At 64.6% G+C, this 22716-nt stretch carries 22 protein-coding genes; 8 read left to right on the top strand and 14 right to left on the bottom strand.

The features are described from left to right. Window positions 1–63: 63 nt before the first annotated feature. Together AAE027_RS34175 and AAE027_RS34170 are read right to left on the bottom strand one after the other, a co-directional pair. The gene (locus AAE027_RS34175) at window positions 64–846 is read right to left on the bottom strand and encodes an enoyl-CoA hydratase/isomerase family protein (RefSeq protein WP_370989689.1); all 783 of its coding nucleotides are present in this window, start codon (window positions 844–846) and stop codon (window positions 64–66) included. Window positions 847–981: 135 nt separating this feature from the next. Beyond that, on the bottom strand, window positions 982–3072 hold the full coding sequence (locus AAE027_RS34170; RefSeq protein ID WP_370989690.1) for a molybdopterin oxidoreductase family protein: 2091 nt from the start codon (window positions 3070–3072) through the stop codon (window positions 982–984). A 234-nt stretch (window positions 3073–3306) separates the two neighbouring features. Between AAE027_RS34170 and AAE027_RS34165 the strand changes: the two genes are divergently transcribed. Genes AAE027_RS34165 through AAE027_RS34150 form a run of 4 tightly spaced genes read left to right on the top strand, consistent with a single transcriptional unit; the run spans window position 3307 to window position 7588 of the window. After that, window positions 3307–4281 carry a Bug family tripartite tricarboxylate transporter substrate binding protein gene (locus AAE027_RS34165; protein ID WP_370989691.1) on the top strand — a complete coding sequence of 325 codons (975 nt, stop codon included), beginning with the start codon at window positions 3307–3309 and terminating at the stop codon, window positions 4279–4281. Window positions 4282–4296: 15 nt separating this feature from the next. Next, window positions 4297–4767: a (2Fe-2S)-binding protein gene (locus tag AAE027_RS34160; RefSeq protein WP_370989692.1), complete on the top strand. Its 471-nt coding sequence runs from the start codon at window positions 4297–4299 to the stop codon at window positions 4765–4767. Further along, window positions 4764–6893 (top strand): xanthine dehydrogenase family protein molybdopterin-binding subunit, encoded by a 2130-nt coding sequence (locus AAE027_RS34155; protein ID WP_370989693.1) that lies wholly within the window; start codon window positions 4764–4766, stop codon window positions 6891–6893. The genes AAE027_RS34160 and AAE027_RS34155 overlap by 4 nt, the downstream gene beginning before the upstream one ends. Beyond that, entirely contained in the window at window positions 6890–7588 is a 699-nt protein-coding gene (locus AAE027_RS34150; RefSeq protein ID WP_370989694.1) for a molybdate ABC transporter substrate-binding protein, read from the top strand. The genes AAE027_RS34155 and AAE027_RS34150 overlap by 4 nt, the downstream gene beginning before the upstream one ends. 16 nt (window positions 7589–7604) lie before the next feature. Here AAE027_RS34150 and AAE027_RS34145 read toward each other — a convergent pair whose 3' ends face one another. From AAE027_RS34145 to AAE027_RS34130, 4 genes are all read right to left on the bottom strand, one after another. After that, window positions 7605–8411 carry an SDR family NAD(P)-dependent oxidoreductase gene (locus AAE027_RS34145; RefSeq protein WP_370989695.1) on the bottom strand — a complete coding sequence of 269 codons (807 nt, stop codon included), beginning with the start codon at window positions 8409–8411 and terminating at the stop codon, window positions 7605–7607. Window positions 8412–8433: 22 nt separating this feature from the next. Next, window positions 8434–9726, bottom strand: coding sequence for a TRAP transporter large permease (locus AAE027_RS34140; RefSeq protein ID WP_128932590.1), 1293 nt, complete (start codon window positions 9724–9726; stop codon window positions 8434–8436). Next, window positions 9717–10268, bottom strand: coding sequence for a TRAP transporter small permease (locus AAE027_RS34135; protein WP_128932589.1), 552 nt, complete (start codon window positions 10266–10268; stop codon window positions 9717–9719). The genes AAE027_RS34140 and AAE027_RS34135 overlap by 10 nt, the downstream gene beginning before the upstream one ends. Window positions 10269–10333: 65 nt before the next feature. Then, window positions 10334–11305, bottom strand: coding sequence for a TRAP transporter substrate-binding protein (locus tag AAE027_RS34130; protein ID WP_370989696.1), 972 nt, complete (start codon window positions 11303–11305; stop codon window positions 10334–10336). Between the two features lie 305 nt (window positions 11306–11610). On the opposite strand from AAE027_RS34130, the gene AAE027_RS34125 reads away from it, so the two are divergent. Then, the gene (locus AAE027_RS34125) at window positions 11611–12387 is read left to right on the top strand and encodes a cyclase family protein (RefSeq protein ID WP_370989781.1); all 777 of its coding nucleotides are present in this window, start codon (window positions 11611–11613) and stop codon (window positions 12385–12387) included. Between the two features lie 204 nt (window positions 12388–12591). Here AAE027_RS34125 and AAE027_RS34120 read toward each other — a convergent pair whose 3' ends face one another. From AAE027_RS34120 to AAE027_RS34110, 3 genes are all read right to left on the bottom strand, one after another. Further along, the gene (locus AAE027_RS34120; protein WP_091890023.1) at window positions 12592–13320 is read right to left on the bottom strand and encodes a Crp/Fnr family transcriptional regulator; all 729 of its coding nucleotides are present in this window, start codon (window positions 13318–13320) and stop codon (window positions 12592–12594) included. Window positions 13321–13598: 278 nt separating this feature from the next. Next, window positions 13599–13727, bottom strand: a complete 129-nt coding sequence (locus AAE027_RS34115; protein ID WP_256477624.1) for a hypothetical protein — start codon at window positions 13725–13727, stop codon at window positions 13599–13601. A gap of 92 nt (window positions 13728–13819) precedes the next feature. Further along, on the bottom strand, window positions 13820–14533 hold the full coding sequence (locus tag AAE027_RS34110) for a helix-turn-helix domain-containing protein (RefSeq protein WP_370989697.1): 714 nt from the start codon (window positions 14531–14533) through the stop codon (window positions 13820–13822). Between the two features lie 156 nt (window positions 14534–14689). Between AAE027_RS34110 and AAE027_RS34105 the strand changes: the two genes are divergently transcribed. Beyond that, window positions 14690–15007, top strand: coding sequence for a c-type cytochrome (locus AAE027_RS34105; protein ID WP_128932586.1), 318 nt, complete (start codon window positions 14690–14692; stop codon window positions 15005–15007). A 6-nt stretch (window positions 15008–15013) separates the two neighbouring features. On the opposite strand, the gene AAE027_RS34100 is transcribed toward AAE027_RS34105, so the two are convergent. Genes AAE027_RS34100 through AAE027_RS34090 form a run of 3 tightly spaced genes read right to left on the bottom strand, consistent with a single transcriptional unit; the run spans window position 15014 to window position 18063 of the window. Further along, window positions 15014–16153 carry an ABC-type transport auxiliary lipoprotein family protein gene (locus AAE027_RS34100; protein WP_370989698.1) on the bottom strand — a complete coding sequence of 380 codons (1140 nt, stop codon included), beginning with the start codon at window positions 16151–16153 and terminating at the stop codon, window positions 15014–15016. Between the two features lie 3 nt (window positions 16154–16156). Next, window positions 16157–16924: an ABC transporter ATP-binding protein gene (locus AAE027_RS34095; protein WP_176945709.1), complete on the bottom strand. Its 768-nt coding sequence runs from the start codon at window positions 16922–16924 to the stop codon at window positions 16157–16159. A 2-nt stretch (window positions 16925–16926) separates the two neighbouring features. After that, window positions 16927–18063 carry an ABC transporter permease gene (locus tag AAE027_RS34090; RefSeq protein ID WP_370989699.1) on the bottom strand — a complete coding sequence of 379 codons (1137 nt, stop codon included), beginning with the start codon at window positions 18061–18063 and terminating at the stop codon, window positions 16927–16929. 177 nt (window positions 18064–18240) lie between these two features. On the opposite strand from AAE027_RS34090, the gene AAE027_RS34085 reads away from it, so the two are divergent. Further along, complete coding sequence (locus tag AAE027_RS34085) at window positions 18241–18516, top strand: hypothetical protein (protein ID WP_091890004.1); 276 nt, start codon at window positions 18241–18243, stop codon at window positions 18514–18516. Beyond that, window positions 18517–19002 carry a phage holin family protein gene (locus tag AAE027_RS34080; RefSeq protein ID WP_370989700.1) on the top strand — a complete coding sequence of 162 codons (486 nt, stop codon included), beginning with the start codon at window positions 18517–18519 and terminating at the stop codon, window positions 19000–19002. It begins immediately after the preceding gene. Between the two features lie 9 nt (window positions 19003–19011). On the opposite strand, the gene AAE027_RS34075 is transcribed toward AAE027_RS34080, so the two are convergent. Continuing rightward, window positions 19012–21705 (bottom strand): bifunctional acetate--CoA ligase family protein/GNAT family N-acetyltransferase, encoded by a 2694-nt coding sequence (locus tag AAE027_RS34075; RefSeq protein WP_370989701.1) that lies wholly within the window; start codon window positions 21703–21705, stop codon window positions 19012–19014. Between the two features lie 64 nt (window positions 21706–21769). Further along, complete coding sequence (locus AAE027_RS34070; protein ID WP_370989702.1) at window positions 21770–22609, bottom strand: universal stress protein; 840 nt, start codon at window positions 22607–22609, stop codon at window positions 21770–21772. Window positions 22610–22716 lie beyond the last annotated feature (107 nt).

The following is a 22716-nucleotide window of genomic DNA, read 5'->3' as shown; positions in this document are numbered from 1 at the left end:
AAACGGCCCTCGCCGGCGCGGCCGGGCCCCGGGGGGCCCCGACGCTGACTAAGAGTTCCGCCCTCACCTCCCCGTCCAGACCGGCTTGCGCTTCTCGCTGAACGCCTTCAGCCCTTCCTTGGCATCTTCGGTCATTGCAAGCAGCGCGATCTGGCTTTCGGTGTAGGCGATGCTCTCGTCGAACGACATCGAGGCGATGGCGCGCATGGCATACTTGCCGCGGCGGATCGCGGTTGGCGATTTGTCGACGATGCGGCCGATCAGCCAATCGACCTTGGCATCTAACTCGGCCGTGGGCACGACGTAGTTGAGGAGGCCCGCGGCCTGCGCGGCCTTGGCGTCGAACGGTTCGCCCGTTAGCGCCCATTCGTTGACGAGCCGCGGCGGCGCGATGCTCTGCAGCAGGCTCAGCACCTGCATCGGGAACACGCCGACCTTCACCTCCGGCAGGCCGAAGACGACGTGGTCGGCCGCAACCGCCATGTCGGTCATGCACAAAAGGCCCATGCCGCCGGCCATGCAGACGCCACCGACCCGCGCAATCGCTGGCTTGGTGGCGTTCTGTGACAAACGTAGCAGATCGGCATAGTCGACATTTGGTTTGGAATGATCCATCGCGAAGGCCGCGCCGGAATTCTGCAGGTCGGCGCCCGCGCAGAACGCCTTGTCGCCCGCGCCCGTCAGCACTATGACGCGGATGTCCTTGTCGTCATGCGCGTCGCGATAGCCCTTGGTGATGCCGGCGATGACCTCGCCGTTCAGCGCGTTGCGTTTCTCCGGCCGGTTGATGGTGATCCAGAACGCCTGCCCGCGCTTTTCGGTGACGACAGCTGTGGTGTTGGTCATGACACGCTCGCTTCCTTGGCTCCGTTTTGCTGTCATTTGCGGCAGCTCGGGCAGCGCGCGCAAGGGCAATCTGCGGCGAGGCGCCGCTTTAGCGCCTCGACACAATATGCAGAAGGATCAGCGTGCGATCACGCTTCAATCCGCGAGCGCCTTCCTGATCCAGACCTTGTTGTCGTGGAATGCAGCCCCGCCGATCGGCGCGATGGTGTCCGCGCCCGTCAGCATGTTGATGCCGCGGCCGCCGATATGACCCTTGTTCGGGTGAACGGATTCGGCGATGAGCACGCCGCGCCGCACGCCCTCGAACAGCGTTGCGACCAGCGTGGTCTCGCCGCGGCCGTTGCCGAGTGTCACCGCATCGCCATCCGCGATGTCGAGCGCGGCCGCGTCGAGGGGATGGATCATGACGCTGGCCCTGCCCTCGCGCGCCTGCGAGGACGGCGTCTCGTTGAAGGTGGTGTTGAGGAAGCTGCGCGACGGGCTGGTCGCGAGCCGGAATGGATGGGCCTGGTCGGTGTGCTCGATCACCGCCCAGTGATCCGGCAACGACGGCATCTTATCGAAATCGCCCATGGTCTGACCGAACGGTGGATGCGCCCAGTCCGCCCTAAAATGGAATTTCCCGTCGGCATGGGCGAAGCCGTCGAGATAGTGCGAGGTGCGGAAATCCGGCTGCAGGTCGCGCCAGATATCAGCTTCAAGGCCGGCGATGTCGCCGTGATTGCTGAGCTTCAGCGTCGCATCGATCAATTCGCGGGGCGTCATCTCAAAACCCGGATGCTTGGCGCCAAGCCGCGGCGCCAGCGCCTGCAACACCTCGTGGTTGGAGCGGCATTCGCCGGGCGGGTCGATCAGCTTTGGCCCGACCGAGATGTGCTGGTGGCCACCGCCGTAGTAGAGATCGTCATGCTCCATGAACATGGTTGCCGGGAGCACGATATCGGCCATCTCGGCGGTCTCGGTCATGAACTGCTCGTGCACCACGACGAACAGGTCCTCGCGCGCAAAACCCTGCCGAACCAGCGCCTGCTCCGGCGCCACCGTCATCGGATTGGTGTTCTGGATCAGCATCGCCTTGACCGGGCCCTTGCCCTGCAGGGCTTCGGCATCGCCGGTGAGGATGCGACCGATCTGCGACTGGTCGAGCGCGCGCGTGGACTTGTCGATCGCGTCGTGGCCTTCGATGATGGATTCGTTGAAATGCCATAGCGCATAATTGTTGAAGAAGGCGCCGCCGCCTTCATATTGCCAGGCGCCCGTCACTGCGGGAATGCAATTTGCCGCGTGCATCTGCGTGGCACCATTGCGGCTGCGCGTAAAGCCGTAGCCGAAGCGGAGGAAGGTGCGCTTGGTCTCGCCAACCGCCTTCGCGAAGGCCTCGATCTCCGACACCGGCACGCCACAAATGGCGGACGCCCATTCCGGTGTGCGCGTCTTCAGATGCGCCTCGAGCTCATTCGGACAATCGGTGTATTTGTCCATATAGGCGCGGTCGGCATAGCCGTCGCGGAATAGGACATGCATCACGCCGCAGGCGAACGCGCCATCGGTGCCGGGCCGCAGGATGATCTTGATGTCAGCCTGCTTCATGGTCTCGTTGTCGTAGATGTCGACGGCAGCGATCTTCGCGCCGCGCTCCTTGCGCGCGCGCGAGGCGTGCGTCATCACATTGACCTGGGTGTTGACGGGATTGGTGCCCCAGATCACGACGAGGTCGGACAGCGCCATCTCGCGCGGATCGACGCCGGCGATCTTGCCGGTGCCGATCGCGAACCCGATGCGCGCGACATTGGCGCAGATCGTCTGATAGAAGCGCGAATATTTCTTCACATGGGTGAGGCGGTTGAGGCCGTCGCGCATCACGAGACCCATCGTGCCGGCGTAGTAATAGGGCCAGATCGATTCCGCGCCGAACTCGCGCTCGGCTTGATTGAAGCGATCGGCAATCTCGTCCAGCGCGTCGTCCCAGGAGATCCGCGCGAATTGCCCGGAGCCCTTCGGCCCAATGCGGCGCATCGGAAACGTCACCCGCTCGGGGTGATGGATGCGCTCGGCATAACGGGCAACCTTGGCGCAGACGACACCGGCCGTATAGGTCTGCTGCTTCGAACCGCGGACGCGGCCGATGCTGCGGCCCTCGACCACCTCGACATCGAGGGCGCAGGCCGAGGGGCAATCATGCGGACAGGTCGAATGGCGGATTTCGATCTTGGCGTGCTGGTTCATGGCCAATTTCGTAACACCAAAATACCTGTCAGCCGAGGGCATTTATCCGGCAATGCCCATGCGATTTGCTCAGATCACGTGCGCGGCCGGTTCCTGCCGCGACTGCGAAGAGCGGCGCAGCCACACCGATGCCGTCCCGATATTCCCGGCACGATCGGCTCTGTGAGCCGTCGACAGTCCGCATCCCCTGCCGCTACAGTGCCGGCCAACAAGAACGACATCAGGGAGGTGGGCATGAAAGCCCGAAGGTTCGTGCTGCTGGTCGCCGTCGGCCTGCTCGGCGCCTTCTCCGAAGCTCCCTCATTGGCACAGGATTATCCCACCCGCGCAGTCCGGATCGTGGTGCCCTTTGGCGCTGGCGGGCCGGCCGACGTCGCGGCCCGGCTGATCGGCAACGTGCTCCAGGAGAGCTTCGGCCAGCCCTTCGTGATCGAGAACCGAACAGGAGCAGGTGGCGTCATCGGCACGGTCGAAGCGGCGAAGTCGCCCGCCGACGGCTACACGCTGCTGATGATGTCCAACACCCAGACCGCGAATGAATCGCTGCTGACACCCGACAAGCGCAAATACGAGCTGATGCGCGACCTCGCGCCGATCGCGCCGGTGAACTATTCCGATCTCGTCATCGTGGTGAACCCGCAAGTCGCAGCGAAGACGCTGCAAGAGTTCATCGCGCTCGCCAAGGCGCAGCCGGGCAAATTGAACTACGCCTCCTCCGGCCAGGGCACGCCCTATCACATGGCCGGCGAGCTGTTCAAAGCCATGGCCGGCGTCGGGATCGTCCACGTGCCCTATCGTAATAGCGGCGAGGCGCGCAGCGGCGTGATCGGCGGACAGGTGCAGATGATGATCGACGCAGTGCCGGCAATGGCGCCGAACATCGGCGAGAACCAGGTGCGCGCGCTCGCCACCACCGGCAAGCAGCGCTCGGCCGTGCTGCCGAACGTGCCGACGGCGATCGAGGCCGGTGTGCCCGGCTACGAGGCGACGATCTGGCTAGGCCTGATGGCTCCCGCGGGTACGCCGAAGCCTGTGATCGACAAGCTCAATGCGGCCGTCAACGCAATGGTGAAGCGGCCCGACATCGTCAAGCTCTGGACAGAACAGGGCGCCGTGCCCATGTCGATGACGCCGGAACAGTTCGAAAACTTCCTGCGCGGCGACATCGAGAAATGGGCCGACGTCGTCAAGAAGTTCGACAAGTCGTGAGGCCTTAGCGCGAGAATGCCTGCCATTCAATTCCAGCTCAACGGCGCAGCCGCTACTGTGGATGCCGATCCGGACCAGACGCTGCTCGACGTGCTGCGCAGCCGGCTCGCTGTCACCGGTGCGCATTTCGGCTGCGGCGCCGGTGAGTGCGGCGCCTGCTACGTCATGGTCGACGGCCGCGCGATGGCTTCATGCGACATGCCGATGTGGTCGGTTGCGGGCAAGGACGTCGTCACGGTGGAGGGCCTTGGCACAGCGGAGAAGCCCCACCCGCTGCAACGCGCCTTCATCTCCGAGCAGGCGATGCAATGCGGCTATTGCGTCTCGGGGATCCTGATCAGCGCGGCGGCGCTGCTGAAGCGCAATCCGTCACCGACGGAGGCCGAGGTCAGAGCCGCGCTGGATCGCAATCTGTGCCGCTGCGGATCGCACAACCGCATGGTCCGCGCGGTGCTGCGGGCAGCATCGGAGATGGCGACGTCATGAATGTGCCGTCCCCCGCCCCGAAACTACCGGTTAGCCTCGTAGCCAATCCAAGACTGTCGTCCTGGGTGCGGTTCACCGGCGAAGGCCGCGTGGCGATCTCGCCGGGCAAGGTCGAGATCGGCCAGGGCATCGTCACGGCGCTGGCGCAAATTGCGGCGGACGAGCTCGATGTCGATATCATCAGGATCGAGATGATCCGCGCCTCGACGGCGACGAGCCCGAACGAAGGCGTCACCTCGGGCAGCCTGTCGATTCAGCAATCCGGCCGCGCGCTGCGCCACGCCTGTGCCGAGGTGCGCCAGCGCTTTCTCACTGCTGCATCGGAGCGCCTCGGCGTCGATGCGGCGCTGCTCGGTATCGACGACGGAACGATCTCGGGACCGGGCAATGTCAGGACCAGCTATTGGGAGCTGGCTGGTGAGGTTTCTCTTGATCACGACGCGACCGCGGGCGCGACAGCGAAGAGCACCGCCGAGCGCGACCTCGCCGGGCATTCGGTCCAGCGCATCGACATTCCCGACAAGGTGTTCGCGCAGCCACGCTTCATCCACGATTTTGCGTTGCCGGGCCTTTTGCACGGACGCGTGCTGCGGCCGGACGTCTCGGGCGCAAAAATGATTGCACTCGACGAAACGGCTGCACGCGCTGTCCCTGGCCTCGTCGCGATCGTCCGCGACGGCGATTTTGCCGGCGTCGTTGCCGATGGCGAGGCCGCGGCGGAAGCCGCGGTGAAAGCCCTGGGCAAGAGCGCGACATGGTCGACCGGCGATCCGCTGCCCGACGAAGACGATCTCGCGGGCTTTTTGAGGAGCCAGCCGGTCGAGACTGATGTCATCGATACCAGGACAGCGGCGACGGACAGGCCGGCCCAAACCCTGCGCCGGCAATACACCCGCCCCTACATCGCACACGGCTCGATCGCGCCGTCCTGCGCCATGGCGCAATGGGATGGCGATCGCGTCCATGTCTGGACCCACAGCCAGGGTGTCTATCTGCTGCGCGCCGATCTTGCGATCGTGCTCAAGCTGCCGGCCGAGAATATCGTCGTCGAGCACTTGGAGGGCGCCGGCTGCTACGGGCACAATGCGGCCGACGACGTCGCGCTCGATGCCGCGCTGCTGGCAAAGGCGGCCGGTGGCCGTCCGGTGCGGGCGCAATGGTCGCGCCACGATGAGATGACCCACGCACCGTTCGGCGCGGCCATGGCCATCGAGATCGAGGTCGATCTCGATGCCGACAACGAGATCACCGGCTGGCGCCATGCGATCTGGAGCAATGGCCATGCGGCGCGGCCGGGGCGCGCGGCGCAGCCTGCGCTGCTTGCCGCAACCGAGATCGCAAACCCGTACCCGCGCATGATCTCGTCCAACCCACCGGCTGCGAATGGCGGCGGCGCTGATCGCAACGCCGTTCCACTCTATGATCTCCCGGCCTGGACGATCACGAGCCACCGGCTGCTGACGATGCCGGTGCGCACCTCAGCGCTGCGGACCCTCGGCGCGCAAGGCAACGTGTTCGCCATCGAGTCCCTGCTCGACGAGATCGCCGCCCTGCGCGGCGAGGACCCGATCGCATTCCGCTTGCGTCATCTGCGCGACGAGCGCGCCAAGGACGTCATCCGCGCTGCCGCGCGACGTGCCGCGTGGAAGCCGCAGAAGCGAACCGGCATCGGTCACGGCGTCGGGTTTGCGCGCTACAAGAACATGGGAGCCTATTGCGCCGCGATTGCCGAGATCGAAGGCGCCGACGACATCCGCGTGAAGCGGCTGACGCTCGCTGTCGATGTCGGCGAGGCCATCAATCCCGACGGTGTCATCAACCAGATCGAGGGCGGCGCGATCCAGGCAACGAGCTGGGTGCTGAAGGAGCGTGTCCGCTTCGACCGGACGCGCATCACCTCGACCTCCTGGACCGACTATCCGATCCTGAGGTTCAGCGAGGTGCCGGCGGTGGATGTCGAGATCATCCAGCGGCCGGAGATCGAGCCGGTCGGCGCCGGTGAGGCCGCGCACGGCCCGGTGACGGCAGCGATCGCCAATGCGGTCTATGACTGCCTCGGCGTGCGCGTGCGCGACCTACCGATCACGCGCGACAGGATCATTGCAGCGGCGGAGCTTGCATCGTGACGACAGTGAACATTTTGAGCGGCGGCGCGGCGCAGGGGCTGGTGCGCGGTCTTACCGATGCCTTCAAGGCGCAGACCGGCCTCAGTATCGACGGCGAGTTCGGCGCGGTCGGGTTCATGGCCGACAAGCTGCGGGCGGGAGCGCAGGCGGATCTCGTGATCCTGACGCAAGCGCTTCTTGCCAAGCTCGCCCAGGAAAAGCTCGTCCTCCCCTCCTCGATCGCCGATGTCGGCCGCGTCGAAACCGCGCTGGCCGTCCGCAGCCGCGATCCCAGGGTGACGGTGAAGAGCGAAGCCGATTTGCGTGAGGTTTTGCGCTCCGCAGATGCCATCTACGTTCCGGACACGAAGGCGTCCACGGCGGGACAGCACGTCGCAAAAGTGCTGGATCAGCTCGGCATCGCCTATGAGGTTGCCTCACGCCTCAAGATCTTTCCGAACGGCGCAACCGCGATGCGGGAGCTTGCGGCATCCACCGCGCAAAGACCGATCGGCTGCACGCAGGCGACCGAGATCATCGCGACCGACGGCATCGCGCTGTCGGGATCGCTGCCGCCGGGCTGCGAGCTCGTGACGATGTACACGGCCGGCGTCACGGCGCGGGCCGCACACCCAAAGGAGGCGGCCGCCCTGATCGCGCTGCTGACCAGCGCAGATCGGAAGGAGCTGCGCCAACGCGTGGGCTTTGCCGGCTAGATGCCGATGACCGCCCCTATTTGTGCAGCTGGGTCAGCCCGGTCGGCGGGCCGTCGACGGCAGTCCAGCCGCCATCGACGAACAGCGTGCTGCCGCTGACATAGCTCGCGGCATCCGAGCCGAGATAGGCGACAGCGGTGGCGACCTCGTCGGCGCTGCTCCAGCGATTGAACACGGTGTGGCCGGCGTAGAGATTATAGATGTCGGGGCGCTGCTTGAACGGGCCGGTCAGCGCGGTCTCGGCGATGCTCGGCGCAATCGCATTGACGCGCACGCCGGCATGGCCCACCTCGGAGGCAAAGCCCTTCACCAAAAGGCCGATCGCCGCCTTGGTCGAGCCGTAGACGCCGAGGCCCGGCTCGATGGTGACCGCGCGCACCGAGGAGCAGGCGATGATGCTGCCGCCCTTCTGCTCGACCATGATGCGGCCAAAAGCCTGGAAGAACCAGACCGTGCCCTTGACGTTGAGGTTCAGGACGCGATCGAGATCCTCCTCGGTGTAGTCGAGGATGGTCTTGCGGATGTTGAGACCGGGCGTCGTCACGGCGATGTCGAGCCGCGGAAACTTCTGCATCACGGTTTTGGCCAGCGCGTTGACGTCCGCAGCACTTGCGGCGTCGCAGCTAGCCGCTTCCGCCCAGCCACCCTTGTCGCGAATGCCGGCGGCGGTCGCCTCCGCCGCGTCGAGCGCGCGGTCGGCGCAGACGACGCGGGCGCCCAGCGCGGCCAGCGCCTCGGCCGACGATTTGCCGATGCCGGATGCGGCACCGAGGACGACTGCGGTCTTGCCGGTGAGATCGAAGAGCTTGCGATAGTCCGTCACTGATGGCTTCTCCCTGGTGCTGCTAGCCCTTGTAGCCCATCAGCAGGCGCGGCAGCCACAGCGAGAATGCAGGGACGTAGGTCACGAACATCAGTGCTGCGATCAGCGCGGCATAGAACGGCAGGATGGTACGCATCACGGCGCCGACCGAGATGCCGCCGATGGCGCAGCCCACGAATTGCGTCGTTCCGACCGGCGGCGTGTTCAGCCCGAGGGCGCAATTGATCAGCATCAGCATGCCGAACTGCACCGGATCCATGCCCGCCTTCATCGCGATCGGCAGGAAGATCGGGGTGCAGATCAGGATGGTCGCGGCCATGTCCATGAACGTGCCGAGCACGAACAGGATGACGTTGATGAGCAGGAAGATCATCCAGGGCTGCGTGGAGACCTTGCTCATCATCTCGCCGGCAAGATCGGCCACCTCGTAAAGCCCCATCAGATACTGGAACATGGTGGAGACGCCGATCAGCAGCAGCACCACGCCCGTCGTCTTCACCGCCTTGGAGGCGGCGCGCAGGAAGTTGCCCCAGGTCATGGTGCGGTAGATGAAGAAGGTCAGCAGGATCGTATAGGTGACCGCGACAGCTGCGGATTCGGTTGCCGTGAAGACGCCGGACAGGATGCCGGCCAGGATGATGCCGACGATCAGAAGGCCCGGCAGCGCGGCCGCGAGCGAGCGGAAAACCTCGGCCCAGCCCGGAAACTTGCCGGCCGGATAGCCGCGCTTCACCGCGACCGCGTAAGCAGCGACCAGCATGCAGACCATCAGCACGAGCGCCGGCAGCAGGCCGGCGGCGATCAGCGCGCCGATCGAGACCTTGCCGCCCGCGGCAAGGGCATAGATGATCATGTTGTGACTGGTCGGCATCAAGGCTCCGACCAGCGAGGCATGGGTGGTGACGTTGACGGCGTAGTCGGTGTCGAAACCCTCCTTCTTCATCATCGGGATCATCACCGCGCCCATCGCCGACACGTCGGCGACGGGCGAGCCGGAGACGCCGCCGAACAGGGTGCAGGCGACCACGTTCGACATGCCGAGCCCGCCGCGGATGTGCCCGACGAGGTTCTTGGCGAGCTGCACGATCTTGTCGGCGACGCCGCCATGCAGCATCAGCTCACCGCTGAAGACGAAGAACGGAATGGCGAGGAACGAGAAGATGTTCATCCCCGACATCATCTGCTGGAAGATGACGGCGACCGGCAGGCCTTCGTAGAGGATGGTGCAGATCGCCGAGAGGCCGATCGCGAAGGCGACGGGGACGCCGAGGATCAGGAAGCCGAAGAAGGTGGCGCCGAGGATGATCAGTTCCATGAGGGGACGACCTCTTCGCCGCGCAAGAGAGCAATGATGTGCTCGATTGAAAAGGAGATGATCAGGATGCCGGAGGCGATCAGCGGCACGTAGCGGATCACCTCGGGCAGACCGAGATTGGGGATCTTCACGGTTCCGACCGACGCCCCGAGGATCCAGCCATTGTAGGCCATCGCAATGCCGAACACGGCCACCAGGACGTGGATCACGAGCTCGATCTTCTCCCGCATGTGATCCGGAAGCATCACCAAGAGACTGTCCATCCCGATGTGTCCGGCATCGCGCACGCCGACGGCGGCGCCGATCAAGGTGACATACAGGATCAGGACCAGCGCAAGGTTCTCCGTCCAGGTCGGGCTGGAATTGAGCACGTAACGTCCGAACACCTGGTAGAACACGATGACGACGATGACGAGCAGGCCGGCCACGGACAGATACATGCCCGCGCGCGCGACGGGAGCATTGATCCGCGACAGCAATCCGGTGGACGGGCGACCAGTGACCGCCTCGTGCTCGTGGCTTGCGACGTGTGGGTCTGTCATCCCGCGCCTCCCTCGCGAGGGTCCGGTGCCGCAACTGGGCGACTCCGGACCCGACACCGCTGTGTTTACTTCGTGTCCTGGATGCGCTTGACGAGGCTCTGGAGCTTCTCGTCACCGGCGAACTTCGTGTACACCGGCTTCATCGCGTCGACGAACTCCGCCTTGTTGGCGATGGTCACGACCTGAACGCCGGCGGCCTCGACGGTCTTGCGGGCGGCCTGCTCGCGCTCATCCCAGAGCTTGCGCATGACGGGCACCGATTCCTTGGCCGCCTTGCGGATCATGGCCTGATCCTCCTTGCTCAGCGTGTCCCAGACCTTCTTCGACATCACGAGAACTTCCGGCGCCAGCGAGTGCTCGGTGACGTTGTAGAACTTGGCGGCCTCGAAATGGCGCGAGGACTCGTAGGACGGCCAGTTGTTCTCGGCAGCGTCCACGAGGCCGGTCTTGAGCGCGGTATAGACCTCGCCATAGGGCATCGGCGTCGGGTTGGCCCCGAGGCTCTGGATCATGCCAACCCACAGGTCGGATTGCTGGACGCGGATCTTCAGGCCCTTGAGGTCGGCAAGCGACTTGACCGGTGCCTTGACGGTGTAGATGGACCGGGCGCCGCTGTCGTAATAGGCAAGTCCGACCAATCCCGCGGGCTCCATCGCTGCCAGGATCTCGTCGCCGATGGGACCATCGAGGACGGTGCGCATGTGCTGCGTATCGCGGAAGACGAAAGGCAGGCACAACGCGATGGTTTCCGGCACGAAGTTGTTCAGCGGCGATGCGTTGATCCGCATCATGTCGAGCGCGCCGATCTTGAGCTGCTCGATGGTGTCCTTCTCGGATCCCAGGGCTCCGTTCGGAAACACCTTCACGCCGAGCTTGCCGCCGCTCGCCGCCGCGAGCTGCTTGCCCATGAACTTGACGGCCTCGACGGTCGGATAATCGGCGGGATGGACGTCGGCGGAGCGGAAATCGCGTGCGGCCGCCAGGGGCGCTGAGACCGCCAGTGCAACGGCTGTGATGATACCGGTGAGTGTCTTCATCTGGGCTTTCCTCCTGGTCGACTGGGTTGATTATGTCGTTGTCGGGCCGGCTGCAGGCCGCCTTGGGTCGCCCCACTTCCGGTGTGAAGTCAAGCGCCAATGTCGTCCCTAGGGCGGGCGGCATTCTGAGTCCAAGCCAAATCCAGCATTGATCGATGCAAGAGTTGCATCGATCAATTTCTGGCGCAATTCGCATTAGGGTGGGGTACGGCGGGCTGGCTCGACGTCGCCGGCACGTTACTTGACGCCAGCGGCGGAGCCCCCTCAACATGTTCGAAACAGCGGACCATCTCGAGGGAATGCCCATGCCGCGGAAGCTGATCGATATCTCAGTGCCGCTCCGAAACGACGTGACGTCCGATCCGCCCGGCAACCATCCGACGATCCAATATATCGATCACCAGCAGGGCCTGCCGCGCATGCTGCAGTTCTTCGACGGCCTCAAGGCGCAGGATCTGCCGGACGGCCAGGGCTGGGCCGTCGAACAGGTCTCGCTGTCGACCCACAACGGGACACATCTCGATGCGCCCTGGCACTTCCATCCGACCATGAACCGCGGCGAACGGTCATGGACGATCGACGAGGTGCCCCTGGAATGGTGCTTTCAACCCGGCGTGAAGCTCGACTTCCGGCATCTGCCCGACGGCTACGTGGCGAGCGCCGACGATGTCGAGAAGGAGCTGAAACGGATCGGGCACACGCTGTCGCCGCTGGAGATCGTCGTCATCAACACCAGCGCCGGCGCGAAATTCGGCCAAGCCGACTACGTCAATTCCGGCTGCGGCATGGGCTATGAAGCCACCATGTACCTGCTCGAACGCGGCGTCCGCCTCACCGGCACCGATGGCTGGAGCTGGGACGCGCCGTTCGTCTACACCGCGAAGAGATACGCCGAAACAAGGGATGCCGGCCTGATCTGGGAAGGCCACAAGGCAGGACGGCACATCGGCTATTGTCATCTCGAGAAGCTGCACAATCTCGATCAATTGCCCTCGACCGGGTTCACGGTCTCATGCTTTCCGGTGAAGATCGAACGCGCCTCCGCGGGCTGGACCCGCGCGGTCGCCATCATCGATAGCTAGAGCGTGATGAGATCAGTTCGATCGCTACAACGGAGGTGCACTCCCTCTCCCGCTTGCGGGAGTGTTTCCGCGATGGGATAATCCCCTAGAGGAGAAAGCCCTCACCCGCGCCTTCGGCGCGACCTCTCCCGCAAGCGGGAGAGATTGCACCGAGACCGCGGCAATCGATCCAACCTAAGGCCATTCCGCTTTAGGCGGACGGTATCACTCGCCGGCAAGGCCGCTCTCGGCGAGTTCGCGCAGCGCATCGGTATCCAGCACGACGATGGCGCCGTGCTCGAGACGAACCCAGTTGCGGCCGGCCCAGGCGCGCAATTGCTTGTTGATGCTCTCGCGCGTCATCCCGACCATCTCGCTGATCTCCTGCTGGGTGATGGCGAGCGTGCCGCTGCCGGAGTCGAGCTTGCGCTCCTCGGTGAGACCGAGCAGCGCGCTGGCGAGCCGGCCCGGCAGGTTCTGGAGGATCACCTGCTCGACCTGCTGGCTGGTCCAGCGCAGGCGCGCGCAGAGCAACTCGATGAATTTCATCGCCAGCGCCGGCTGGCTCTTCACGAATGGCAGGAAGTCCCGGCGATCGATGATGTAGAGCTCGCAATTGGTGTTCGCGGTGGCGTCGGCCGACCTGGGCGCGCCGTCGAGCACCGCAATCTCGCCAAAAATTTCTCCGGGGCCGATCAGATTGAGAATGGCATTCCGCCCATCCGGCGACGAAGAGGAGATCTTCACCGTCCCCGTGACCACCGCGAATAGATTGTTACCGGGATCGCCCTTGGCGGCGATCGTCGCGCCACGCTTCACGGTGGTGTGCTTGGCATAGCGGCAGAGTTGATCGAGCGCCTCCGGCTCCAGATCCGCGAAGATCGGGTGCTTGCGCAGCACCGATAGTTTGTTGCCCGCTGACTGTCGGGGGTCGCCGGTCTTGTCCTGAGGCACGCCGCTGGGCTCCTAAGACTGCGAGGCATTGGGGTTCCTGCGTAGTCAACGTTATCAGGCTTTTCAACCGGAAAGCACGGGCGCCGTTTTAGGCAAATGCCGCGAAAACGCCGTGGTTAGGCGGAAGGCACCATCCGAAGGATGCGCCGATGCATTTGGACCGACGCAGAGTTGCAGATTGCGCAAGTCGTGATTGCGTTGAGGCGCTGCCGCACGGCCAGAGCTCTGGACGAACGTCGGCGGTCGGCGCGTCAGATCGGACGACGATCTCAGGAGCTTCAGCGCTTGGAATCCGGGTCGAGCCGGCCTGCGCTGGTCTGCCGGTCCGCCCAAGCCAAGGCTGCGGCGAAAGCGACGAAGATCGCGACGACGACGACAGTCACCAGCAACGCGTCAGCGGGCATCATGCTTCTCCCGGATTGTCTGAGGCATTATTTTGCGACGGATGGCCGGCGTCATTGATCGGGATCAAAAATCCGCGAGCGCCGCGGACAGAATGTCAGGCCGCGGCCAGGGCCTCGACGCGCGCGGGGTCGCGCAGGCTGATACCGCCATGAAGGATCTCGATTGCACCGTGACGCTCCAGCTTGGTGAAGGTGCGGCTGACGGTTTCGATGGTCAGGCCGAGATAGTCGGCGATGTCCTGACGGCTCATCGGAAGCGGAACGGTGTCCAGCGATCCCCCGAGCGCCAACAGACGCTGGCGCCAGCCGAGCAGAAACGTTGCGACCTTCTCGTCCGCCGAGCGGCGGCCGAGCAGGACCATGTGGTCGCGCGCTTGGCTCAGCTCGCGAATGGCCAGCTCGTTGATCCGCCTGAGCAGCTGCGGCCGGCTCTCGATGAAACGGCCGAAAGGTGCTTTGGCGAACTGGCACACGGTCACCGCGTCGATCGCATCGGCCGAAAAATTGTGGCGGCCGGAAATATTCATTCCCAGGAAATCGCCCGGCAGGGCAAAGCCCACGATCTGCCGCCGACCGTCGGGCAGCAGCTTGTACAGCCGCATGACGCCTTCGAGCACGTTGTAGAACGAGGTCGTGATGTCCTCTTCGGAAAACACGGTCTCGCCTGGGCCAAAATGGACACGGCGCCCCAGATGCTCGAATTCCCTGAGCTCGGCTGCATCCAGCGACGAGCAAACCGCCGATGCGCGTACGGCACAATCGCTGCAGAAATGCCCGTTCGGCTCAATCGTGACCACGGAAGGCTTCATCCACCGCTCCAAGCGTCGGCCCAGCTCTGCCCCCAGGCCGAGTTGCCACGCACCTGCATTTTACTGCGCTGTGACAAAGCCGATTGACTCAGATCAATTTTGGCCGAGGTCCCCGCCTTATTCTGTCCTTCCAGAGTACGACGGGGATCACTTTCCATGCTGCAAAGCGCGCTGCGTCACGGCCTGATTGGGCTGCTCCTGATCACGCCCGCGCTAGCCGCAACGACTGCCGAGCAGCGCGGCAAGGCCTTTGCACGGGCAAATTGCGCTCGCTGCCATGCGATCGACCGTGTCTCCGAGAGTCCGCTCAAGAGCGCGCCAGCGCTGCGCACCCTGCATCGGCGTTATCCGATCGAGACCCTTGGTGAGGCGCTGGCCGAAGGTATCTACACCGGCCATGCCGACATGCCCGCCTTCGAGCTCAATCCGGACCAGATCCACGACCTCCTGTCCTACCTGAAGACCCTGGAATAGCAGGCATCACACCGCCTGCACGGTCCAGCCGATCAGCTCCTTTGCGATCCGGGCAAAGGCGGCATCGAACGCTGCGACTGAAGCGGCCGGCTCGACCTTGTCGAGGTTCTCGCTGGTCTCAACGAGGCGCGAGGCAATCACCTTGCCGTTCTTGTCGACGATCCGCGCCGACAGTCCGATCTCGACTTTCGCCTCACCGTCTGTCGCGATCCGAAAGCGTCTGATGTCGATCAGGAGCTGGTAGTCCGCCTGACCGAGATCGGTCGTGCGTAGCGGGGCGTGGGCTATGTCGTAATTCTCGAAACTGTCGATCAGGCGTGCCTGCACCAGTTTTGGAATGCTGTCGGCCCAGAGGAAATCGGCAAAGCCCGGATTGTCCCCGACCGGCGAGAACAGCATGCGCTGGGTCTGGAGCATCGCGACCGCGGTCGGCTCGGGAATGGCCAGTGACGCAGACAGCGTCTTGCCGGCCGGCCCCAGATTCTTCGGCGTGCGCAGGTCGTAGGTGACCTTCTGCGCGGGCGCTCCGCCACCGGTCATCTTCTCGAGGCCCGCCAGAATGCCGTCGATCTTGCCGGTGTTGCGCGCGAGCCCGTCGGAGAACGTCTTCAAATTGGCGATGGTGTCCTTTAGCGGGCCGGAATTGTCCTCCAACACGGTGTCGACCTTCCGCAGCGCATCGCGCGCCGCCTGCGTCATGCTCCGGCCTGCGCCGGCCTCGGCGATCAAGGTCAGCGGCTCGCCGGACTTGGCATCGGACTTGGCATCGGACTTAGCGCCCGACCTGGCGACGATCATGCCGCCCTCCAGCGTCACCACCGGCACACCGGTCAAGCCCTGGAAATCGAGCCCGACCTTGGTGTCGGCACGCACGGGCGTCGCCGCGGCCACCGAGATCGTCGCATTGACGAAACGCGGGTTATCCGGCGCGAGCCCGAGCTCGGTCACCTCGCCGACGCGGATGCCGTTGAACAGCACGCCGGCGCCGACCAGCAGGCCCGGCACCGGTCCCTGGAATTGGACGTGGTAGTTCGTGCGCGGCCCGATGCCGCCGGTGTTGTTCAGCCAATAGACGAAGCCGAACACCGCAAGGATCGCAGCCAGCACGAAGGTGCCGATCAGCACGTAAGGAGCGCGGGTTTCCATGTGTCATCTCATTTCGTGTTGCAGCATCTGCGAGCGCTTGCCGTGGAAATAGGCCCGCACCCAGGGATGCTCGGATTGCAGCAGTTCGCGCATCGGGCCGATCGCCACGATCCTGCCGTCGGCCAGGGCGGCCACGCGGTCGCAGACCGTGGTCAGGCTCGCAAGGTCGTGGGTGACCATGAACACGGTGAGGCCCAGGGTCTTTTGCAGCGTCTTGATCAGCGCGTCGAAATCGCCGGCGGCGATCGGGTCGAGGCCGGAGGTCGGCTCGTCCAGGAACAGGATCGGCGGATCGAGCGCGAGAGCGCGCGCCAGCGCCACGCGCTTGGTCATGCCGCCCGACAGCTCCGCGGGAAATTTGTCCGCATCCTGCGCCCGCAGCCCGACCATCTCGAGCTTGGCAATCGCGATCTCGTCCATCAGCTCCTGCGACAGGACGAGATTTTCCCGCAGCGGAAACTGGACGTTCTGTCTCACGGTCAACGATGAGAACAGCGCGCCCTGCTGAAACAGGATGCCCCAAGTGGTGGCCGCGCCTTGAGCGCGGCCGCCGATGGGCTGTCCCATGACTTCGATGGTGCCGCTTCGGCGCGGGATGAGGCCGATGATAGTGCGCATCAGCACCGACTTGCCGCCGCCGGACGCTCCGACCAGCCCGAGGATCTCACCGCGGCGGACGTCGAGCGACAGATGGTCGAGCACGATCTGGCGGCCGAAGCCGACCACGAGGTCGCGGACGCGGATCGCGAACTCTTCCTGCGATTCCTCCATCGTCACATTCCAATCGAAGCGAAGAAGATCGCGAACAGGCCGTCGAGCACGATCACCAGGAAGATCGACTTCACCACCGATGTCGTGGTCTGCCGTCCCAGCGACTCGGCGCTGCCTTTCACGCGCAATCCTTCGCTACAGGCGACGATCCCGATCACCAGCGCCATGAACGGCGCCTTCAGGATCCCCACCTCGAAATGAGTGATGGAAATGGCGTCATGCAGCCGTGCGATGTAGATCGCCGGTCCCATGTCGCCGTAGAACTGTGCGACCAGCCCGCCGCCATAGAGCGCGGCAATCGATCCGATGAAGGCGAGGATCGGCAGCGCGATGACGAGCGCGGCAACGCGCGGCAGGATCAGGACGTCGACGGGGTCGAGGCCCATGGTCGAGAGCGCGTCGATCTCCTCGCGCATCTTCATCGAGCCGAGCTCGGCGGTATAGGCGCTTCCCGACCGTCCGGCGACCATGATGGCGACGATCAACACGCCGAGCTCGCGCAGCACCAGGATGCCGACCATGTCGACGGTGTAGGACTCCGCGCCGAACCTGCGGAAATGGAAGAATCCCTGCTGGGCGATGATGGCGCCGATCAGGAAGGTGATCAGCACGATGATGGGAATCGCCTGCCATCCGATGCGGTAAAGCTGATAGACCAGCGAGGTCAGCCGCAGCGATCGTGGCCGGCGCAGCACGCCGATCACGGCCATGAACAATGCGCCGAGCATTTGCAGGAAGATCGTGACGTCCTCCCGCGCACCGACCGTGGCCTTGCCGAGATCGCCGAGCCTGAGCAAAACCGGATTCGGCACGGCCACGGGTGCCGGCCTGTCGCGGTTGACTTGGCGCACCTCGTCCATCAGGCCGCTGAAATGATCGGCGACACCAACGAATTCAGCCGATCTGCCGGATGATGCAGCGCGGCGCGACAGCTTCTCCAGGACCCAGGCGCCGAGCGTGTCGAGCGCGCTGACGCCCGACATGTCCAGGGTCACGGCTCTGGACCGATCGACATCCGCCCCGACCGACCGGGACAGCGTTTCGAGCGTCACCACATTCGCTGCGGTCCACGGCCCTTCCGGGCGCAATTTCAGCACATCGCCGGACGGCGTCGCCAGCAACAGCGGTTCGGGGTTCACGCTTCCACCTCATCGGGACGATTGGCGCCCATTCAGCCGGGATTTCTAGGCCAGCATGTGGCGGCCGGGTTGACCTGTCTCAAGACCAGGGCAACACCGCACCTCCTTGACGCATATCAAGTACCGTTGCGCCCGAGGATCCTAGGTTCGCTGACGATCAATGGGGATATCAAATCCATGTTCGACAGCGACAAGATGAGCGACGAACTGCGAGCGCTGAAGGTTGACGTCACGCGTCTTTTGAGCACCGCCGGCGAGGAGATCTACGACAGTTCGAAAGATCGGGCCGAGGCGCTGGCCGATCAGATCAGGGCTGCGCTCACCGAGCTCGGCGAGACCGTCGACGAAGAGCAGGAGCAGCTTCAGGGCCTCATTGCGGATCGGCCGATCACATCGCTCGCCTCCGTCTTCGCGCTCGGCGTGATGGTCGGCTTCATGCTGAGGAGGCATTAGGTGAATACCGAGAATGTCGTGAAACATCTGCGCGTGCTGTGGCGCACCGATCGGATCATCGCGGACATCAGGCTGCGCCATCTGTTGATGGGGCTTGGCCTTCGCGCCTTCGCGGCGCTGATCGCGGCCTTCGGACTCCTGATGCTGGAGCTCTCGGCCTATTTCGCGCTGGTTCAGATCTGGAGTGCGATTGCCGCAGCCGCCATCCTCGGCGCCCTCAACTTCGCCATCGCGGCCGCTCTGTTCATGATCGCCGGCCGCGCTCCGTCAGGGCGTGACATCGAACTTGCGAACGAAATTCATGACGCATCCATCGAAGCCCTTCAGCTCGAGGCGCGCGCGCTCCACGCCCAGGTGTCAGGCGCCGTGCATCATCCGCTCAGCACCGTCGTGCCAGTGCTGGTGCCGCTGATTGCGATCATCGTCAAGAATTTGCGAACGACGGCCAGGAAATCCACCGCGACGTCGGCTGAAGCGCACTCCTGAAGCGCGCGCTCAGAGCTTCAGCCTGACGTCGCAGATATCAGGCTCGGCAGGATCGGGCTTGACCTCGAAGCCGAGCTGCCGACACATCTCGAGCATCACGATGTTCTCCTGGAGCACGTCGCCCGATATGGTCTTCAACCCTTCCGACTTCGCGTAGTCGATGATCAGCTGCATCAGGGCCCATCCGAGTCCCCTGCCCTTGAGATCGGACCGCAGCAGAATGGCGTATTCGCCGCTTTCGTAGATCGAATCCGAATGGAGCCGGACGACGCCGACCATCTCGCCGGTCTCCTGGTCGAATGCGATGAAGGCCATCGCGCGCGCATAATCGAGCTGTGTCAGGCGCGCGATGAACTCGTGGGTGAACTCCTTCATCGGCGCGAAGAAGCGCAGGCGGAGGTCGTGCGGCGTGACATGACGCAGGAATCCGTGGATGGTCGGCTCGTCCTCAGGGCGCATGGGCCGTACGAAGATCTGCCAGTCGTCCTTGAGCTTGAGGCGGCGCTCCCATTGCGACGGATAGGCCCGAACGGCGAAATTGGCCGGGCCGGAGCCGGCAAACTTCCGCTGCGGCGGCCCCACGGCAACACGGGCATCGACCGCGGTCACGCCGGTTTCGTCCGCGAGCAGCGGGTTGATGTCGAATTCGCGGATTTCAGGAATGTCAGCGGCCATCTGCGCCAGCTTGACCAGCACCATGGCGACGGCATCCGGCTTCACTGCCGGCACATCCCGGTAGGCGCGAAGCAGCCGTGACACGCGCGTGCGGTCGATCAGGTCGCGGGCGAGCTGCAGATCGAGCGGCGGCAGCGCAAGCGCCTTGTCGTTGATGATCTCCACGGCCGTCCCGCCCCGGCCGAAGACGACGACGGTGCCGAAGGTGGGATCATCGGCAAGACCGAGGATCAGCTCGCGCGCCTTCGCCTTGACCACCATCGCTTGGACGATGACACCGCCGATGCGGGCTTCGGGCCGCAGCTTCCTCGCACGGTCGAGAATGTCGGTGGCAGCCGCACGCACCGCATCCGGCGTGGTCAGATTGAGGACGACGCCGCCGACATCTGACTTGTGGACGATGTCACGCGACATGATCTTCAGCACGACGGTCGCGCCTTTGGCGAACATGTCGTTCGCATAGGCCACCGCCTGCTCGACATCGGTTGCGGCATAGGTCGGCACCATCGCAATGTCGTAGGCTTCGAGCAGGTGCTTGATCTCGACAGGCTCGAGCCATTGACGGCCGTCTGTGATCGCGGCAGTGACGATCTGCCTCGCCGCCTTGGCGTCCGGCACAAACGTATCGGGCATCGCGGGCGGAACCTGGCTCAGCTCCTCCACCACTTCGCGGTGCCGGACCAGATGCATGAAGCCGCGCACGGCATCATCCTCGGTCGGATAGTTCGGAATGCCCGCGCCGGAGAGCGTCTGAATGATGTTCTGGTCGGCTCCGACCCAGGCGGCAAGGACGGGCTTTGCCCAGCGGCGGTGCTGCTCACGGTATTTTCCGACGAGCTCTGTCACGGTCGTGGCGATGTCGGCCGCCGAGGCGATCGCCGTCTGCACGTTGAGGACAAGCACGGCGTCATTGTCGGGATCGGCGAGCAGCACCTCCAGCGCCGCTGCGTAGCGCGCGGCGTCGGCGTCGCCCACGATATCGACGGGATTTGCACCGGACCAGGTCGGCGGCAGCACGTCATCGAGTTTCTTGCGCGCGTCCGCCGAGATCGATGCCGGAATTCCGCCAAGCTCGACCAATCGATCGATGGCTAAGACGCCGATGCCACCGCCATTGGTCAGAATGGCGAGGCGCTTTCCCGCCGGCGATTCGACGCGGCCGAGCGTCTCGGCGCAATCGAACAGCTCGCGCAGATCGGAGACCCGCAGCACGCCTGCGCGGCGGAACGCGGCGTCATAGACGGCGTCGGCGCCGGCGAGCGCCCCGGTGTGCGTGGCCGCGGCCTTCGCCCCCTGCGCCATCCGGCCGGACTTCACCACGACGACCGGCTTCACGCGTGCGGCGGCGCGCGCCGCCGACATGAACTTGCGAGCATCCTTGATCGCCTCGATATAGAGCAGGATCGCGCGGGTCTTGTGGTCCATCGCGAAATAGTCGAGCAGATCGGCAAGGTCGACGTCGATCTGATCGCCGATCGAGACGATGCCGGAGAAGCCGACGCCGCGCTGCGCCGCCCAATCGACCATGCCGGCCGCGATCGCGCCCGATTGCGAGATCAGCGCGAGATTTCCCGCGCCTGGCATGTGCGCGGCGAAGCTGGCATTGAGGCTTACGGCGGGCATCATGATGCCGAGACAGTTCGGACCGATCAGCCGCATGCCGTACTTGCGGGCCGCGGCGATTGCAGCCTCGTGCAGGGATCCCGGTCCGTGGCCGAGCCCGGCCGAGACGATCAGCGCGCCCGCTGAGCCGCGACGTCCGGCCTGATCGATGATGCCGGGAACCTCCCGCGCCGGCGCGGTGATGACCACGAGCTCGGGGACGAAGTCCAACCTGTCCAGACTCTTCACCGCGGCGATGCCGCCGATCTCGGCATGGCGCGGATTGACGAGGCCAAACTGTCCTTTGAACTCGGCGCTGCGGATGTTCTCCAGGACGGCGCGTCCCACCGAGACCGGGCGGGCACTCGCGCCGACCAGCGCGACCGAACGCGGTGACAGCAGATTCTTCAGGCGGTAGGTGGACATGAAAGCAAATGCGCCCGGTCGCTGGCGGTTCCGAGGATGGAAGATCAGGCTGAAAACTGCGTGCCTAGTGCGAGATCATAACCCAGCACGGTGGCTGGCCAATGACGGTCTTTGTCACACCGCCCCAAACGATCTCGTTCAGGCGCGAATGATGATAGGCCCCCATCACGATCGCATCGATCGTATGGGAATTCGCCCAGCTTCCGAGCACCTTTCCGATCGAACTGCCGCCGCATTTCGTCGTTTCGAACGAGGCGTGAACGCCGTGTTCCCTGAGGTGGTCGACGAGAGCCGTTCCGGATTGCACGATCGCGTCGGTCTTCTCGTCCGTCACGGTCACCACGCGGACCGATGCGGCCGCCTGAAGGACCGGCAGCGCATCGCCGACCGCACGCGCCGCACGCGCGGAGTGATCCCACGCGATCATGACGTTCTCGAATTCCGGTCGCAGCTCATCGACGTGCTGTTCCGGGCAGAGCAGGAGCGGCCGCCCGGATTCGAACAGGAGCGTCTCGATGATGTGTTCCGTTCGGCTGTCGTGCGGCTCCACCGGGAGCAACGTGAGATCGCTGAAGCGCGCATGTTCGGCCAGGATCGAGGCGATCTGGTCTGCCGGCACCTTGGCCGATCGGCCGTGGGCGCGAATGTCGGCGCGGGACGATGCATCAGTAAAGGCATTCAGGAGCAGCTGCATATCGCCCGCCCCAAGCAACCCCGTTGCCTCGGCCGCAGCGGCATCGTCCGGCAGCAGCACTTTCGGCCGCACGAAAACATCTTCCTCGAGCGCAAGTGCGGTGATCCTGGCGCCGAGGTCCGCGGCGGCAGCCACGCATTTCTCGATCGCGGCTAAAAGCGGCCGGCGCGGCTGGCCGACAAGCGGCAGAAAGACGTCCTTGATGGCCATCGGGATTCTCCTTGGCCGTCAGCATAGCCCGGCCTTCATCGGGACGCTTGATCCTCGTCAAGCCCGGGGAACTCCGTCCTGTCGGTTGGCGACGGCCCGTTGACCAA

Origin of the sequence: Bradyrhizobium sp. DN3, from assembly GCF_041357655.1 — a bacterium.
Classification (GTDB): domain Bacteria; phylum Pseudomonadota; class Alphaproteobacteria; order Rhizobiales; family Xanthobacteraceae; genus Bradyrhizobium.
This window is presented reverse-complemented; position numbering and strand designations above follow the sequence as displayed.